We start from the raw sequence: 13,300 nt of genomic DNA on the forward strand, positions 1-13,300 counted from the left end.
GCTCGCTGGATCCGTCCTCGTCCGGGTCGTCGCCCTCGTCGTCCACCAGGTCGTCGGCCGTACCGCCGTTGCGCAGGGTGTACATCAGGCCGGCGAGCTCGTCCGGCTTGACCAGCACGTCCCGGGCCTTGGAGCCCTCAGACGGGCCGACGATGGAGCGTGACTCCATCAGGTCCATCAGTCGGCCGGCCTTGGCGAAACCGACGCGGAGCTTGCGCTGCAGCATCGACGTCGATCCGAACTGGGTCGACACCACCAGCTCGACCGCCTGCAGGAACACGTCGAGGTCGTCGCCGATGTCGGAGTCGATCTCTTTGCTCGCCGCGACCGGTGCGGTGACGTCCTCGCGGTAGGTCGGCTGCAACTGCTCCCTGCAGTGCGCGACGATCGCGTTGATCTCGGCGTCGGTGACGTACGCGCCCTGGATCCGGGCCGGCTTCGACGCGCCCATCGGCAGGAACAGCCCGTCCCCCTTGCCGAGCAGCTTCTCAGCACCCGGCTGGTCCAGGATGACCCGGGAGTCGGTGACCGAGGAGGTCTTGAAGCCGAGCCGGGACGGCACGTTCGCCTTGATCAGCCCCGTGACGACGTCGACCGAGGGCCGCTGGGTCGCGATGACGAGGTGGATGCCGGCGGCCCGGGCGAGCTGGGTGATCCGGACTACGGCGTCCTCCACGTCGCGCGGGGCGACCATCATCAGGTCGGCGAGCTCGTCGATGATCACCAGCAGGTAGGGGTAGGGCGTGTAGACGCGCTCGCTGCCGGGCGGGGCGGTGAGTTCGCCGTTGAGCACCTTGCGGTTGAAGTCGTCGATGTGCCGGACGGCGGAGGCTTCCATGTCCTCGTAGCGCATGTCCATCTCGCGCACGACCCAGGCCAGCGCGTCCGCGGCCTTCTTCGGATTGGTGATCACGGGGGTGACGAGGTGCGGAATGCCCTGGTAGGCGGCGAACTCCACCCGCTTGGGATCGATCAGCACCATCCGTACCTGGTCCGGCGTGGCTCGGGTCAGCACCGACAGGATCAGGGAGTTGATGCAGGACGACTTTCCGGCTCCGGTGGCTCCCGCCACCAGCAGGTGCGGCATCTTGGCCAGGTTGGCGACGACGAAGCCGCCCTCGACGTCCTTGCCCAGCGCGGCCAGCATGGGGTGGTGGTCACGCAACGCCACGTTGGAGCGCAGCACGTCACCGAGCATGACGATCTCGGGGTCGGTGTTCGGGATCTCGACGCCGACCGCCGACTTGCCGGGGATCGGGCTGATGATCCGGACGTCCGGGCTCTTGACGGCGTAGGCGATGTTGCGGGTGAGCTGGGTGATCCGCTCGACCTTCACACCGGGGCCGAGTTCGACCTCGTACCGGGTCACTGTCGGGCCGCGGCTGAAACCGGTCACCGCGCAGTCGACGTTGAACTCGTCGAAGACCTGGGACAGCGCCGCGATGACCTCGTCGTTCGCCCTGGTGTGCTCCAGGTGCTGGCTGCCCGCGCCCAGGATGTCGGCGGAGGGCAGCGTGTACATCCCGGCCCCGCCGTTGAGCTCCAGCTGGGTGGGACGGCTGATCGGGGGCAGGTCCTCCTCGACCGGTGCCTTGACGACGCGTGGGCGCCGCGGCTTGCGGGCGGCCTCGGCGTCGACCTCCGCGGTGGCCGGGTCCGGCAGGATCTCGGTCGCGGCGTCGAACTCGGCCGGGTCCTGCTCCTGCTGCGCGGCCTTGGCCGCACGGCGCTTGGTGGCGGGGCGACCCGCGGCCGGGAAGGGGTCCGCCAGGAACGGGTCGATCTCCGAGTCGGCCGCATCGTCGCCGGGCTGCTCGTCCTGATCCTGAGCCGGGTGCCGCTTGAGGTGCAGCCGCTCCGCGACGCTCTGGTGGGGCGCGTCCTCGCCTTTCCCGGCGGAGTGGACGAACAGTCCCCGGACGATCTCGGGCAGCTGGTTGAGGGGCGTCGCGGTGACCACCAGGGTGCCGAACGCCCCGAGCAGGAACAGGACCAGCAGGACGAGGCTCGCCGGCAGTACCCGCTCCAGCTCACCCGCCAGCAGGCCGATCACGCCGCCGGCGTGGGCCCAGCCGGCCTCGCGCTGCGGGGAACCGGCCCACAGGTGCAGCATGCCGGTAAGGGTCAGCAGGATTGCGCCGCATCCGACGAGTAGCCGGCCGCGCCGTTCCGGTTGCGGGCGCTGACGGAGCAGGTGGATCGACCAGGCCAGCAGCAGTGGCGGCAGCACCATCGCGGCATTGCCGATGATCAGGCGGAACAGGCCGGTGATGGCATCGCCCAACGCGCCGGCTGCGTGGAACCACAGGGCGACGCCGGAGATCAGCGCCAGCGCGAAGACAGCGAGGCCGGCACCGTCACGGCGGTGAGCCGGATCGAGCTCGCGGGCACTGGCGGCATTCCTGCCGACCGCGCGGGCCAGGGTGCCGGCTGCCATGCCGAGGCCGTGCCACACCTGGCTGACGGCTCGGGCGACACCCGCCAGTGGTGGCTGTTTCTTGCGGGGACCGGGCTTTGCCGCGGTCGCCCCGCGGCTGGACCGGCCGGCGGGCGGGCGGGTGCTCGCGCCCCGGGAACGGCCAGCGGCCGGCGCCTTCTTCGGCGCCGACGAACGAGTCTTGGTTCCAGATGTGCCTGCCACCCGGTAACCGTAACGCTCAACCCCAAGTTGAGGAGCCACGACACCGGCGCGGGCAGGCGCGGGTTGCTGGGGCTATCCGAGCCCGGCGTCGGCCAGATCCTGGCGCAGGTGACTCAGCTCGTGCTCGGTGGCCTCGACCATCGGCAGCCGGACCGGTCCCGCCGAGCGCCCCCGCAGGGTCAGCCCCGCCTTCACCAGGATCACCCCCTGGGTACGGAAGATGCCGGTGTAGATGGGCAGCAGCTCGCGGTACAGCCGGAGCGCCTCGGCGGCATCGCCGCGGTCGTAGGCCTCGATCAGCGCCTTGGTGCCGGCACCGGAGAAGTGCGTGGAGGTGCCGATCACGCCCGCTCCGCCGATCGACAGCATCGGCAGCACCATCGCGTCGTCGCCGGCGTAGTACGCGAGGCCGGTCTCGGCCAGCACCCGGGCCGCGGCCGCGATATCGCCCTTGGCGTCCTTCACGGCCACGATCCGCTCGTGCTGCGCGAGGGCCATCATGGTCTCGGTCTCGACCGCAACGCCCGACCGCTTCGGAATGTCATAGATCGCCACCGGCAGGTCGGTGGCGTCCGCGACGGCGCGGAAGTGGCGGAGCAGTCCGTCCTGCGGCGGGCGGGAGTAGTACGGCGCGACGACGAGCAGCGCCTGCGCCCCCGCCTTCGCGGCCTGGTCGGCCAGGTGCATCGAGTGCACGGTGTCGAAGGTGCCGACGCCCGCCACGATGACGGCCCGGTCCCCCACCGCGTCGGCCACCGCGGCCACCAGCTCGGCCTTCTCCACATCGCTGGTGGTGGGCGCCTCGCCGGTCGTCCCGTTCAGCACGAGCCCGTCGTTGCCCTGCTCGTCGACCAGGTGCGTGGCCAGCGCGACGGCCGCCGCCAGGTCGAGATCGCCGGCCACGTCGAAGGGCGTGACCATCGCGGTGAGCAGGCGGCCCAGCGGACGTGAGGGGGCAGTCGTCGACATGGCCATAACGCTACCGTCGTGCCCCGTCGCGATCATCAAGCGCGGCCGTGCTGGTGTCGAACCAGCCGAGCACCTGGTCCGCTCCGCGGCGGTGCCCGGCGACCAGCTGGGAATTGCGCTCGTCGGAGCCGAGTACCCAGTCCCGCGCCTGCTCCGGAGTCTTGCCGAACGCGATGTGCCGGGCGATGAGGGCGTCGAGGCGTTCACCGGCCGGCGGGTCGAGGTACCAGACCTCATCCAGCGAGGGCCGCAGCTCGGGCCACAGCAGCAGGTAGTTGCCCTCGGTGATCACCAGCGGCACCTCGGCGGGAACCGCGACGGCCGCCGCGATGGAGTCCTCGATGTCCCGGTCGAAGGCGGGCGCGTAGACGGTGCCGGGCTCGGAACGCAGTCGCCGGAGCAGCGCGGCGTAACCGGCGCGGTCGAAGGTCTCCGGCGCGCCCTTGCGGTCGCGCAGGCCGATTCGGCGCAGCTCCTGATCGGCGATGTGGAAGCCGTCCATGCCGACGAGGGCAACCCGGCCAGGGCCGAGCACGTCCGCCAGCCGGCCGGCCAGGGTCGACTTGCCCGCCCCAGGTGGCCCGGTGAGCCCGAGAATTCGTCGGCCGCCCAGTTCCGCCAGCGCGCTGGCGGAACTGACGGCCTCGGCGAAGGTGGTGAGCATCGTGCCTCCGAACCAGCGTCCACAGCGACGCTCTCGAGCTTTTTCGGACGGCTGCCTGGTCCTGCAGCCAGTGTTCCAGTGTCGTCACCGATGACCGTCAGCCGCTCACCCTCAGCCGCTGGCCTCAGCCGCTGACAACCGCGGCCAGTGCGGGTGAGAGGTCACCTCGCCCGGTCACGTCGATGCCGTCCAGACCGAGCCAACCGGCCAGCTCGCGCAGCTGTTCGGCCAGTTGCTCGGCGACGTAGCGGATGTCGACGTCGGGCTCGGCCCAGGCCGACTGCACCCTCAGCACACCCGCCTGCCGGTCAGCCTTGAGATCCACCCGAGCCACCAGCGTCTCGCCGAGCAGGAACGGCAGGACGTAGTAGCCGTGCCGCCGCTGCGCCGCCGGGGTGTAGATCTCGATCCGGTAGTGGAACCCGAACAGCCGCATAGCCCGGTCGCGGTACCAGATCAGCGGGTCGAACGGGCTCAGCAGGGCACGCGCGTGCACCCGGCGCGGCCGGCGCGCCGGCGGGTGCAGGTACGCCGGCGCGCTCCAGCCCGCCACCGTCACCGGGTGCAGCTCCCCCGCCTCGACCAGTTCGGCGACCCGGCGCTTGGAGTCCGTCCTGGACAGCCTGAAGTAGTCGCCCAGGTCGTCCTCGGTGGCGATGCCGTACGCCCTGGCGGCGATCCGGACCAGCTCCCGCTGGGCGTCCTCCCTGGCCGGCGTCGGCCGCTGATGGACGGCCGCCGGCAGCACCCGCTCGATCAGGTCGTAGTGACGCTCGAAATTCACCCGGCGGGCCGCTCCGACCTCGCCGGCCCAGAACAGGTGCTCCAGCGCCACCTTGCCGTCGTGCCAGTTCCACATCTGCCCCGGCGCCCTGGGGGCGCGCTCGATGCCCAGGTCGGCGCTGCGGATCGGCCCGTCCTGGGCGACCCTGCGGCGCACCTCGTCGAGCAGCAGTGGCTTCTCGCGGGCGATGCGCTGGATGCTGCCCCAGGCCTCGTCGACGGCCCGGGCCATCCGCCACCGCAGCAGTGGATGGGTGTCCAGCGGGATCAGGGACGCCTCGTGGGCCCAGTACTCGACGTACTCACGCTTGAACGATCCGGCGGTGTGCGCGGTCATCCGGTCGAGCACGTCGCGGGGATAGGGGCCGAGCCGGGCGTACACCGGCAGGTAGTGGGAGCGGATCAGCACGTTGACCGAGTCCAACTGCAGCAGCCCCATGGTGTTCACGACCTTGCGGAGCTGCCTGGCGGTGTTGGGGTCGGGCGGGGGGGGCAGCCCGAAACCCTGCGCGGCCAGCGCGATGCGTCGGGCGGCCGCGGCGGAGAGATCGGATCGGGGCACGCGCCATTTGACCATGGACCGCCGACACCCGCGCTCGGCCGGCAGGCCGCGTCCGTAGGCTGTCGGGGTGGCTGATGTGAGCGTGCGTCCGGCGTCCCCGACCGACGCGCCGGAGATAGCGCGGATCCAGCTCGAGACCTGGCGGACGGCGTACCAGACCATCCTGCCGGCGCAGGTGCTCGCCTCGCTGGACCAGGACACCTTCGCGGCGCAGTGGCTGGCCTCGGTCAGCGAGCCGCCGTCGATGCGTCATCACATCCTAATCGCGATGGAGGGCGAGTCCCGGGTGGGCTTCGCCGCCTTCGGGCCCGATGCCGACCTGCAGCCGGAGGACCCCGACCCCGAGACGACCGCGGCCATCACCGTGCTGCTGGTGGAGCCCCGGTGGGGCCGGCGCGGGCACGGCTCGCGGCTGCTCGCCGCGGTGGTCGACCTCGCGCGGGCCGACGGCGTCACCCGGCTGGTCGCGTGGGTGGCGGCCGGTGACACCGCGTCCCTGGAGTTCTACCGCAGCGCCGGCTGGGAGTCCGACGGCCTGCGCCGCGAGCTGGACACCGGCGCCGGTACGGTCGCCGAGCTCCGCCTGCACGCGTCGCTGGCCGACTGATCCGTCGAGGACCGCTATGAGCTTCACCGGAATCCCCTTTGCGGCGCTGGACTTCTACGAGGATCTGGAGGCCGACAACTCCAAGTCGTTCTGGACCGCGCACAAGCACCTGTACGACGAGCACGTCAAGGCGCCGCTGACCGCGCTGGCGGCTGAACTGGAACGTGAGTTCGGTGCGCCGAAGTTCTTCCGGCCCTACCGCGACGTGCGCTTCGCCAAGGACAAGACGCCGTACAAGGATCACCAGGGCGTCTACTTCGCCGAGTCCCGCCGCTACTTTCATGTCTCCGCCGCGGGGTTGTACGTCAGCGGCGGCATGTTCCAGCTGGAATCCGACCAGGTGCCGCGCTACCGGCGAGCGGTCGCCGACGACGTTGCCGGCGCCTTGCTGCTCACGGCGATCAGCAGGGCAGAGAAGGCGAGACTCGTCGTGGGTGGTGAGCAGCTCACCCGGGTGCCGTCCGGTTATCCCAAGGATCACCCGCGCCAGGAGGAACTCCGCCGCAAGTCGGTGGTGGCCACCCGGGACTTCGGCTTTCCGGACTGGCTGCCCACGGCCGAGGCGAAGGCGGAGATCGTGCGGGCCTGGCGTGCGATGGACCCGCTGATCGACTGGCTCGACAAGCACGTCGGCGCCTCCGACGCGCCTCTCCAGCAGGGACGCTGAATCAGGCGCAGGCGCTGAAGTGGTTCATGGGATGGCTGGGCGATCTTGGTGCTCCATGCCTCGACCGCGGCGCCGAGCTAACCAGCCTTGCTGATCGCCGTTCGGAGCGCCGACCGGGCGCGCTGGCGGTCGCCGGCGAGGTCATAGGCCTGCGCCAGCCGGAACCAGCCGCGCCAGTCCTCGGGCGCCCGCTCCACGACCGCCCGCTGCCGGTCGAACCAGGCGTCGGCGGCCTTGCGATCCGGACGACCGGACGGCAGCCGAGGCAGCTCCGGCAGGTCAGCGGCCGCACCCGACTCCCGGAACCGGCGGCCCAGTCGCTCGCTCGCCATGCCGAAACGGATCTCGGCAACGACCACCCAGATCCCGATCAGCGGCAGTACCAGGACGGCGGCACCCAGCACCTTCAGGGTCCACTGGTGCTGGCTGATCAGGTAGACGCCGCGATAGCCGATCAGGGCGAAGTACACCGCCATGGCGAACACCAGCAGCCCGACCGTGTAGAGCGGGTTGCCGCGGCGCCGCCCCGACGCCTGCCGCTGCGGACGGGTCACAGGCCGAGCAGCGGGTCCAGGCCCACCGTGAGCCCCGGCCGGTGACCCACCTCGCGCACTGCCAGCACGACGCCGGGCATGAACGACGAGCGGTTGAGGGAGTCGTGCCGGATGGTCAGCGTCTCGCCCTCGGTGCCGAACAGCACCTCCTGGTGAGCGACGAGCCCGGTGGCGCGCACCGCGTGCACCCGAACACCGTCGAGGTTCGCGCCGCGGGCGCCGGGAACCTCCGAGGTGGTGGCGTCCGGAACGGCACCCAGGCCGGCGTCCTTGCGCGCCTCGGCGATCAGCGCAGCGGTGTGGGTCGCGGTGCCCGACGGTGCGTCGGCCTTGCCCGGATGGTGCAGTTCGATGATCTCGACGGATTCGAAATGGGGCGCCGCGAGCTGGGCGAACTTCATCGAGAGCACCGCTCCGATTCCGAAGTTCGGGGCTATCACCACGCCCACCTCGGGGTGCTCGGCAAGCCACCCTCGAACCGTGTTCAACCGCTGCTCGGTGAACCCGGTGGTCCCTACCACCGCGTGCAGGCCGTGCTCGATGGCGAACGCGAGGTTGTCCAGCACGGCGTCGGGATGGGTGAAGTCGACGACAACCTGCGCGCGCGCATCGATTACCGCCGTCAGCTCGTCGCCGGCATCCACGACGGCGGCCAACTCCAGCCCGTCGGCACCGCGGACGGCACCGCAGACCTGCTCGCCCATCCGACCACGACCGCCGAGGACAGCTACCCGGATGGGCTCGGTCATGTCAGCTCTCTTCCCGGCCGGGGTTCCCGCCGTCTGTTCGGACGCGCTCGTCGGAGTCGCTGCCTGGTGGCTTCTCGTTGTGGGGAAAGGCTAAACGGCCGCATCGAAGTCGTGCTCGCCGAAGGGCCCCACGACCGTGAGGCAACTCGGCTGTGCGGTGAGCTCGGCCGCGAGGTCGTTCACCTGGGCGGCGGTGACCGCGTCCACCAGGGCCAGCAGATCATCGAGGCCCAGCACGTCGCCGTAGGTCAGCTCGGCCTTGCCGATCCGCGTCATCCGCGAGCCGGAATCTTCGAGGCCCAGCACCATTCCGCCGCTCAACTGACCCTTGGCGCGCTGAACCTCGTCCGCGCCGATCCCGTCGGCCGACACCGACTCCAGGACGGACTTCATGATCGAGACCACCTCGTCGGCCTTGCCCGGCTGGCACCCCGCGTACAGGCCGAACATCCCGTCACCGGCGTAGGAAGAGGTGAAGGAGTACGTCGAGTACGCCAGGCCGCGCTGCTCACGGATCTGCTGGAACAACCGCGACGACATTCCCCCGCCGATCGCGGTGGCCAGCACGCCCAGCACGAAACGGCGGTCATCGAAGCGCGACAGCCCCGTCGAGCCCAGCACGATGTTGGCCTGCTCGGTGTCGTCCGGGACGATGTGGACCGGCTTGGCCGGCGCCCGGTGCCGGCTCTGGTCCGATCGCAGGCCGTTCGCCTGGGCCGTGGAGTCCAGCCGTCCGTCGAAGGCCTTGCGGACCAGGCGCACCACCTCGGCGTGGTCGATGTTGCCCGCAACCGACACCACCATCTCGGACGGCCGATAGCGCCGGCTGTAGTAGCCGTTGACCTGGGTCCGGCTGATGGTGTTGATGGAATCCTCGGTGCCCAGGATGGGCCGGCCCAGCGGGGTGTCGCCGAACACCGCCAGCGAGAACTCGTCGTGCACGAGGTCGGACGGGTCGTCATCGCGCATCGCGATCTCTTCGAGGACGACGGTGCGCTCGACGTCGACGTCGGCCGCGGCGATGGTGGCATTGAGCACCACGTCGGAGATCATGTCGACCGCCAGGCCGAGTTCACGGTCCAGCACCGTGGCGTAGAAGCAGGTGTGCTCCTTCTCGGTGAACGCGTTGAACTCGCCGCCCACCGCATCCATCGCCGTGGCGATCTCCAGGGCCGAGCGGTTGCGGGTGCCCTTGAAGAGCAGGTGCTCCAGGAAATGGCTGGCACCCGCGACGGACGGCGACTCGTCGCGGGACCCGACGCCCACCCAGATGCCGATGCTGGCCGAGCGCACCCCCGGCATCGCCTCGGTCACGATGCGCAGGCCGCCGGGCAGGACGGTCCGCTTGATCACTCCGCCGCCGGAGCTGGGCAGGGTTCGGGTCGAGGCGCGTGAAGTCACCCGCTCAGCCTATGCGGTACCCCGCCGGAGCCCTTGCGCAGCAGCCCTCACCGACGCCGTTCAGCCATGATGCGCTCAGCCATGATGCGCGGGAACGCCACCGACCGGACGCCCAATTCGGCGGCCACCCGCAGCGACTCCCGGTAGCACGAACGCAGCAGCGGGCTCCGGTCCTCGCGCTGGACGTACACCGGTCCGACGGTATGGATCACCCAGCGGGCCGGCAGTTTGCCCGCAGCGGTGGTCACCGCCTGACCGGTCGGCAGGCCGTCGCGGTACTGCCCCGCCCGCAGCGCGCGGCAGCCGGCGAGGATCTCCGGACCGTCCCGACGGTGGATTGCGCCGTCCACGCCGCCACCGCCGAGCAGGCTGGAGTTGGCGGCGTTGACGATCGCGTCGACCTGCTGGCCGGTGATGTCGCCGAGGACGAGTCGAGGTCCATTACGGCGTGCGGCGCGCCCAGGACTGCGGATCGTCGACCATCTTGCGCACGTGCTCGGGAAGCTCGCCGGTGAGCAACTGCTGCAGCGACGTCTCGTCCAGCACCGCACGCAGGCTCGCCCGCACGGCCACCCACAGCCCGGGAAGGTGCTCGGCGAGGCCGGAGTAGTTCATCTCGTCGGGCCGCAGTCCCCGCACCTCGGCCAGCGGCCCGTCGACCGCGCGGATCACCGAGCCGATGGAGATGTCGGTCGCCGGCCGCGCGAGGGCGTACCCACCGTCCGCGCCCCGCATCGAACGGACGATGCCGGCCCGGCGCAGGTCCCCGAGGATGGCTTCGACGAACTTGCGCGGCAGTTTCTGCTCCCCCACGACGACGTCGATCTTCACCAGGTTCGGCGCCTGTGCCGCCAGGGCGAGCAGGGCCCGCACCGCGTAGTCACTCTTCGCTGAGATCTCCACCGCGCCATCCTGCCGCACCGTGGGAGAAATGTGGAAAGGAGCTGGCTCAGCGCGGCTCCCTGAGCGCCAGGGCGGCCTATCGGCAGTACCTGCGCCGGACCGGACAGTGCCGGATATGCGGCAGGGCGGGCGCCCGGATATGCGGCAGGGCGGGCGCCCGGAAAAGAGACCCGGACGCCCGCCCCGCGAGCTGCTGTCGTATCGACCAGCTGTCGTCTTACCCGACGAGCCGGCCCGTCGTTACTCCGCGGCGGACTCGGCGACGGCGGGTTCGGCAGCCACGGGAGTGGCATCCGCATCGCTGGCAGCGTTCTCATCGCTGACCGGGACGAGGCTGATCTTTCCGCGCTGGTCGATCTCGGTGATCTCGACCTGCAGCTTGTCACCGACGTTGACCACGTCTTCGACCTTGCCGATCCGCTTTCCGTTGCCCAGCTTGGAGATGTGCACCAAGCCGTCCTTGCCGGGAAGCAGCGAGACGAACGCGCCGAAGGCGGCGGTCTTGACGACCGTGCCGAGGAAGCGCTCGCCGACCTTCGGCATCTGCGGGTTGGCGATCGCGTTGATGCGATCCACCGCCGCGGCTGCCGACGGGCCGTCGGAGGCACCGACGTAGATGGTGCCGTCATCCTCGATGCTGATCTGCGCGCCGGTCTCATCCTGGATCGCGTTGATCATCTGACCCTTGGGGCCGATGACCGCGCCGATCTTGTCGACCGGGATCTTCACGACGGTGACGCGGGGAGCGAACGGGCTCATCTCGTCCGGACGGTCGATCGCCTCGGCCATCACGTCCAGGATGTGCAGCCGGGCGTCGCGGGCCTGCGACAGCGCGGCGGCGAGCACCGCCGACGGAATGCCGTCGAGCTTGGTGTCCAGCTGCAGCGCGGTCACGAAGTCCTTGGTGCCGGCAACCTTGAAGTCCATGTCACCGAAGGCATCCTCGGCCCCGAGAATGTCGGTCAGCGCGACGTACTCGGTCTTCCCGTCGACCGTGTCAGAGATGAGTCCCATCGCAATACCGGCGACCTGCGCCTTCAGCGGCACACCGGCGTTCAGCAGGCCCAGCGTCGAGGCGCAGACCGAACCCATCGAGGTGGAGCCGTTGGAGCCGAGGGCCTCGGAGACCTGACGGATCGCGTAGGGGAACTCCTCGCGGCTGGGCAGCACCGGAATCAGCGCACGCTCGGCGAGCGCGCCGTGCCCGATCTCGCGGCGCTTGGGCGAACCCACCCGGCCGGTCTCACCGGTGGAGTAGGGCGGGAAGTTGTAGTTGTGCATGTAGCGCTTGGTGCGGGTGGGGCTCAGGGTGTCGAGCTTCTGCTCCAGGCCCAGCATGTTCAGCGTGGTGACGCCCAGAATCTGGGTCTCACCACGCTCGAACAGCGCGGAGCCGTGCACCCGCGGCAGCACCTCGACCTCGGCGGACAGCGTCCGGATGTCGGTCAGGCCACGGCCGTCGATGCGCACCTTGTCGCGCAGCACGCGCTGGCGGATCAGGTTCTTGTTCAGCGACCGGTAGGCGGCGCTGATCTCTTTCTCACGGCCGGCGAACTGAGCTGACAGCTCAGCCTTGGCGAGTTCCTTGATGCGGTCGAGCTCGTTCTCGCGCTCCTGCTTGTCGGCGATGGTGAGCGCCGCAGCCGTCGGCTCGCTGTAACCGGCCTGGACGGCGGTGAACACGTCGTCCTGGTAGTCGAGGAAGACCGGGAACTCGCGGGTCTCTTTCGCGGCGGCAGCCAGCTCGGACTGGGCCCGGCACAGCGCGGCGATGAACGGCTTGGCGGCTTCGAGACCGGCCGCGACGACCTCTTCGGTCGGCTTGGTCGCGCCACCGGCGACCAGCTCGATGGTGTTCTCGGTGGCCTCGGCCTCGACCATCATGATCGCGACCTCGTCGGCGGCGCCGTCGGCGCCCTTGACCACGCGGCCGGCGACGACCATGTCGAAGGTGGCGCGCTCAAGCTCGGTCTGCGTCGGGAAGCCGACCCATTGGCCCTCGATCAGCGCGACGCGGGTGCCGCCGATCGGGCCGTTGAACGGCAGGCCGGAGATCTGGGTGGACGCGGACGCGGCGTTGATCGCGAGCACGTCGTAGGCGTGGTCGGGGTTGAGCGCCATGACGGTGATGACGACCTGGACCTCGTTGCGCAGGCCCTTGATGAACGTGGGGCGCAGCGGGCGGTCGATGAGCCGGCAGGTCAGGATCGCGTCCTCGGACGGGCGTCCCTCGCGGCGGAAGAACGACCCGGGGATGCGGCCGGCCGCGTACATCCGCTCTTCGACGTCCACCGTCAGCGGGAAGAAGTCGAACTGTTCTTTCGGGCTCTTGCCGGCCGTGGTGGCCGACAGCAGCATGGTGTCGTCGTCGAGGTAGGCAACGACCGACCCGGCGGCCTGCTTGGCCAGCCGGCCGGTCTCGAATCGGATGGTGCGGGTTCCGAACGAGCCGTTGTCGATCACGGCCACGGTTTCGGTGATGCCACTGATGGCGTCGGTTTCGGACATAGGAGTCCGCCTCTCTGTAGGCAGCGCTGTGCGCTGTTACTGGAGCCGGGCGGAACACTGCGCACGCACGTCGATCTGCCGACTTGAGCCGGCCGGTGCGGTGCCGGTCTTCGATCGAAGCGCACGACGGGCGACGGGAAGACCCGGCTTGTCAGGCGCCACTACCGAGGACCGACCTCGTTGAGCCGCACTGCTTCGGCACGACACGTGCCTGCGTTGTCTGAGTGTCAGCTCCGGCGATAGGGATTCAGTTGTCTAGCTGCTGGTATTGCTGCTGGCTTTCATCTGGTGT

At 70.1% G+C, this 13,300-nt stretch carries 10 protein-coding genes and 2 pseudogenes; 2 read left to right on the forward strand and 10 right to left on the reverse strand.

Features of this window, described 5'->3' with window-relative positions; genetic code table 11:
* Positions 1–64 precede the first annotated feature (64 nt).
* The 4 genes and pseudogenes from RM423_RS06880 to RM423_RS06895 form a co-directional block, all read right to left on the reverse strand.
* A pseudogene (locus tag RM423_RS06880) lies at positions 65–2,641 on the reverse strand (DNA translocase FtsK 4TM domain-containing protein); the annotation flags it as partial.
* Positions 2,642–2,713: 72 nt separating this feature from the next.
* Positions 2,714–3,616 carry a 4-hydroxy-tetrahydrodipicolinate synthase gene (gene dapA, locus RM423_RS06885; RefSeq protein ID WP_396327623.1) on the reverse strand — a complete coding sequence of 301 codons (903 nt, stop codon included), beginning with the start codon at positions 3,614–3,616 and terminating at the stop codon, positions 2,714–2,716.
* A 4-nt stretch (positions 3,617–3,620) separates the two neighbouring features.
* Positions 3,621–4,274, reverse strand: a complete 654-nt coding sequence (locus tag RM423_RS06890; protein ID WP_311422273.1) for a nucleoside/nucleotide kinase family protein — start codon at positions 4,272–4,274, stop codon at positions 3,621–3,623.
* A 124-nt stretch (positions 4,275–4,398) separates the two neighbouring features.
* Positions 4,399–5,634 (reverse strand): winged helix-turn-helix domain-containing protein, encoded by a 1,236-nt coding sequence (locus RM423_RS06895; RefSeq protein WP_396327624.1) that lies wholly within the window; start codon positions 5,632–5,634, stop codon positions 4,399–4,401.
* 52 nt (positions 5,635–5,686) lie between these two features.
* On the opposite strand from RM423_RS06895, the gene RM423_RS06900 reads away from it, so the two are divergent.
* Together RM423_RS06900 and RM423_RS06905 are read left to right on the forward strand one after the other, a co-directional pair.
* Positions 5,687–6,226 carry a GNAT family N-acetyltransferase gene (locus tag RM423_RS06900; RefSeq protein WP_311422275.1) on the forward strand — a complete coding sequence of 180 codons (540 nt, stop codon included), beginning with the start codon at positions 5,687–5,689 and terminating at the stop codon, positions 6,224–6,226.
* Positions 6,227–6,242: 16 nt separating this feature from the next.
* Entirely contained in the window at positions 6,243–6,893 is a 651-nt protein-coding gene (locus tag RM423_RS06905) for a DUF2461 domain-containing protein (RefSeq protein ID WP_311422276.1), read from the forward strand.
* A 77-nt stretch (positions 6,894–6,970) separates the two neighbouring features.
* Here the strand turns inward: RM423_RS06905 and RM423_RS06910 are convergent, their stop codons facing one another.
* The 6 genes and pseudogenes from RM423_RS06910 to RM423_RS06935 all read right to left on the reverse strand — a co-directional run bounded on the left by RM423_RS06910 (position 6,971) and on the right by RM423_RS06935 (position 13,008).
* A complete protein-coding gene (locus tag RM423_RS06910; RefSeq protein WP_311422277.1) occupies positions 6,971–7,447 on the reverse strand; it encodes a tetratricopeptide repeat protein in 477 nt (158 codons plus the stop codon).
* The gene (gene dapB / locus RM423_RS06915; protein ID WP_311422278.1) at positions 7,444–8,196 is read right to left on the reverse strand and encodes a 4-hydroxy-tetrahydrodipicolinate reductase; all 753 of its coding nucleotides are present in this window, start codon (positions 8,194–8,196) and stop codon (positions 7,444–7,446) included. The genes RM423_RS06910 and dapB overlap by 4 nt, the downstream gene beginning before the upstream one ends.
* Before the next feature lie 90 nt (positions 8,197–8,286).
* Positions 8,287–9,597: a M16 family metallopeptidase gene (locus RM423_RS06920; RefSeq protein ID WP_311422279.1), complete on the reverse strand. Its 1,311-nt coding sequence runs from the start codon at positions 9,595–9,597 to the stop codon at positions 8,287–8,289.
* A gap of 83 nt (positions 9,598–9,680) precedes the next feature.
* Positions 9,681–10,070: pseudogene (locus RM423_RS06925) on the reverse strand (O-acetyl-ADP-ribose deacetylase); the annotation flags it as partial.
* Entirely contained in the window at positions 10,039–10,500 is a 462-nt protein-coding gene (locus tag RM423_RS06930) for an RrF2 family transcriptional regulator (protein WP_311422281.1), read from the reverse strand. The pseudogene RM423_RS06925 and the gene RM423_RS06930, both read right to left, overlap by 32 nt.
* A gap of 240 nt (positions 10,501–10,740) precedes the next feature.
* Positions 10,741–13,008 (reverse strand): polyribonucleotide nucleotidyltransferase, encoded by a 2,268-nt coding sequence (locus RM423_RS06935; protein WP_311422282.1) that lies wholly within the window; start codon positions 13,006–13,008, stop codon positions 10,741–10,743.
* Between the last annotated feature and the right edge of the window lie 292 nt (positions 13,009–13,300).

Source organism: Jatrophihabitans lederbergiae, assembly GCF_031845305.1.
Lineage (GTDB): Bacteria > Actinomycetota > Actinomycetes > Mycobacteriales > Jatrophihabitantaceae > Jatrophihabitans_A > Jatrophihabitans_A lederbergiae.

Excerpts from the sequence above, each read along its gene's own strand:
- RM423_RS06905 (WP_311422276.1), top strand. The coding sequence starts at position 6,243 with ATGAGCTTCACCGGAATCCCCTTTGCGGCGCTGGACTTCTACGAGGAT.
- RM423_RS06935 (WP_311422282.1), bottom strand. The coding sequence starts at position 13,008 with ATGTCCGAAACCGACGCCATCAGTGGCATCACCGAAACCGTGGCCGTG.
- RM423_RS06890 (WP_311422273.1), bottom strand. The coding sequence starts at position 4,274 with ATGCTCACCACCTTCGCCGAGGCCGTCAGTTCCGCCAGCGCGCTGGCG.
- RM423_RS06895 (WP_396327624.1), bottom strand. The coding sequence starts at position 5,634 with ATGGTCAAATGGCGCGTGCCCCGATCCGATCTCTCCGCCGCGGCCGCC.
- dapA (WP_396327623.1), bottom strand. The coding sequence starts at position 3,616 with ATGGCCATGTCGACGACTGCCCCCTCACGTCCGCTGGGCCGCCTGCTC.
- dapB (WP_311422278.1), bottom strand. The coding sequence starts at position 8,196 with ATGACCGAGCCCATCCGGGTAGCTGTCCTCGGCGGTCGTGGTCGGATG.